This is a genomic window from Phenylobacterium sp. (assembly GCF_028290885.1).
Taxonomy (GTDB): domain Bacteria; phylum Pseudomonadota; class Alphaproteobacteria; order Caulobacterales; family Caulobacteraceae; genus Phenylobacterium.
Map to the genome: position 1 here is coordinate 1 of NZ_JAQGIZ010000208.1, position 2703 is coordinate 2703.

The following is a 2703-nucleotide window of genomic DNA, read 5'->3' on the forward strand; positions in this document are numbered from 1 at the left end:
ACTCCGCGCCCGCTGTTGCGCCCCGCCAGGGAATTCGGCGGGCGACGCGGATCGCCTCGGGGCTTATGTCGCAATCATAGCACAGAACTTCAACGCCCTGAGCCGCGGCGTCTTGCAGCCCGGCGGCATAGGCGGGGTCGAGATCGTGGCAGGCTTCGAATTCGTCGCAGTCTGTGCGCTGGATCACGAACAGCATGACCGCGCGATGGCCCGCGCGGACCATGGCCGAAAGCTCGCGCAGGTGCTTCAGCGACCGGGCCGCCACGCAGTCGGGGAATTCGGCCAGCGAGCCCGCGCGCCGCAGGTGGCAGTTCTTCACCTCCAGCCAGGCCGGCGGCCGGTCGGGATGCTCCAGCAGGAAGTCCACGCGGGAGTTGGTCCCATAGCGGACCTCGCGCCGGTGGGTGGCGTAGCCGGTGAGTTCGGGGATGGCGTCGGCCGCCAGCGCCTCGGCGACCAGGCGGTTGGGGTGCATGGTGTTGATGCCGACCAGGCCGCCGTCGGCCTCGACCAGCTCCAGCGTGTGGGCCAGCTTGCGCTTGGGGTCTTCGGAGCGGGAGACGTAGGCCCGCAGTCCGGGCGTGTTGAGGCCCAGCATGGCGCCGGGATTAGGGCAGTGGGCGGTGATCTCGGCGCCGTCGTCGAGCGCCACGTCGGCGAAAAAGCGCTTGTAGCGGCTGACCAGGACACCGCGGGCGAGGGGGGAGGGGAAGTTCATGGGCGCTCGATCAGGCCTCTGACCAGGGCTTCGACCCTGCCGTAGACGTCTTCCGCCACGGCCGCGTCAACGACCTTCGGATTTTCGATCTCCCACCAGATGACGTCGCCGGCGTCGCGCAGGAAGCCGGGAACGAACGGCTCCTCGGCCATGGAGACGACGAGGTCGTAGGCGCCCAGCATGGCCGGCTGCAGCCGCCGCGTGGTGTTGGACCGCACGTCCATGCCGCACCGCGCCATGGTCTCGAAGAAGTGCGGCGTGGGGAAGAGGTCGGCGAGGATTTGACCCTCGGGTTCGTCCGGGGCGCCCGCATAGGTCCCGACCGAGTCGGCGGCGGTGGAGCCGGTGAGCTGGTTGTAGATCGCCGCCGCCATCTGGCTGCGGAACCAGTTGCCCTTGCAGATGAAGAGGACGGTCTTCGGGCGGGATGTCATGCCGGTTCTTCGTTGCGGGGAGCGGATCCGTCCTTAAGTCCATGGGGGCGAGTCTGCTATGGCCTCCGATCTGGTCATGGGCTTAAGGCTCACCGGCACTCTCGAAGAGTGCAGCCCTAACACCGAGAGGCGCGAACGGCGGATGGCGGATTCTGGGAACGACGGCCGCGTCACCGCCGCGGTGCTGATCATCGGGGACGAGATCCTGTCGGGGCGGACGCAGGACACCAACCTGCGCGACATCGCGCGCTACCTCGGCGTGCACGGTGTGGACCTGGCCGAGGCGCGCACGGTGCCGGACGTGCACCAGGAGATCGTGGCGGCGCTGGATGCGCTGCGCAGGCGCTACGACTACGTGATCACCACCGGCGGCATCGGGCCCACCCACGACGATATCACCGCCGACGCGGTGGCCGCGGCCTTCGGGGTCGAGCTCTACGAGCACCCGGACATCCTGGCCATGATGAGCGCGCGCTGGGGCGGGGAGCTTAACGCGGCCCGGCGGCGGATGGCCCGGGTGCCGGTGGGCGGCGAGCTGGTGAAGAACCCGGTGCAGGGCCCGCCCGGCTTCACCATCGGCAACGTCTTCGTGCTGGCCGGCGTGCCGCAGATCATGCGCGGGATGCTGGAGGACGTGGGGCCGCGGCTGAGGGGCGGGGCGGTGACCGTCTCGCGCACGGTCCGGGTCGAGGGCGCCGGCGAAGGCGTGATCGCGGCCCCGCTGGAGGCCGTGGCGAAAGCGCATCCGGCCATGTCGCTGGGGAGCTATCCGTTCTTCGGCGAGGGCGGCTACGGGTCCAATCTAGTGCTACGCGGGCGCGATCCGGCCGAGCTGTCGGCGACCGTCGGCGAGCTGATCGCGGCGCTGCGCGGAGCCGGGGTCGAGAACGTGCGCGAAGTGGACGCGGCCGGAGCCGAGACAACGGCGTAATTTGGCGCCCGCGCGATCTTTGGCCGGCCTGCAGGGCGACACCTACCGGTAGTGCCCAGCGGCCGCGCCGTCGCGCTTGTTTTTCGCGTTTTGAGCCGGCGTGGCGCGAACCTGCGCGAAATCGAGACTATGCTGCGTGGAGGCCGGGTCATTTGGCGCCGGGCCGGCAATCCGCTATGCGTCCGGATCACAAGTTATTGGGGAGCTCTGAGTAAGATGATCAGTGCAATTCTCGCGGCGGCCGTTTTGCTGGCCGACACGACCGCTACGCTACAGGCTGCGCCGGACGCCGCCGCGAAACCCGCCGCCGCGGCGAGCAAGAAGCAGAACGACCCGACGGCGCTGGTCTGCAAGAGCGAACCGGTGCTTGGCACGCGGTTGGCGACCAAGCACTGCCGCACCCAGGCGCAGATCGACGCCCAGAAGCTCGAAGACCGCCAGGCGCTCGAGCGCGCCCAGACCGTGGCCAAGCGGGGCGGCCCCTAGTGTGCTGGATTTGAAGTTCGCCGCATTCACGGGCCACCCGCCGAGCGAACTTCAAATCCAAAAAGCACACTAGAAACATGACCTTGCTAGTGTCCTGATCGATTCCGAAGTTCGCCAAAGCCACCCGCAAGCGC

The 2703-nt window shown here is 68.7% G+C and carries 4 protein-coding genes; 2 read left to right on the forward strand and 2 right to left on the reverse strand.

The window, feature by feature from the left end; all coding sequences use genetic code 11:
• Positions 1 to 718: DNA/RNA nuclease SfsA (sfsA, locus tag JWP28_RS14205; protein WP_299543866.1), on the reverse strand; the 718-nt coding region annotated here is incomplete at its 3' end.
• The gene (locus tag JWP28_RS14210; RefSeq protein WP_299543868.1) at positions 715 to 1152 is read right to left on the reverse strand and encodes a low molecular weight phosphatase family protein; all 438 of its coding nucleotides are present in this window, start codon (positions 1150 to 1152) and stop codon (positions 715 to 717) included. The genes JWP28_RS14210 and sfsA, both read right to left, overlap by 4 nt.
• Before the next feature lie 142 nt (positions 1153 to 1294).
• Between JWP28_RS14210 and JWP28_RS14215 the strand changes: the two genes are divergently transcribed.
• Positions 1295 to 2083 carry a competence/damage-inducible protein A gene (locus tag JWP28_RS14215; RefSeq protein ID WP_299543869.1) on the forward strand — a complete coding sequence of 263 codons (789 nt, stop codon included), beginning with the start codon at positions 1295 to 1297 and terminating at the stop codon, positions 2081 to 2083.
• A gap of 216 nt (positions 2084 to 2299) precedes the next feature.
• Entirely contained in the window at positions 2300 to 2569 is a 270-nt protein-coding gene (locus JWP28_RS14220) for a hypothetical protein (protein WP_299543871.1), read from the forward strand.
• Positions 2570 to 2703: the final 134 nt, after the last annotated feature.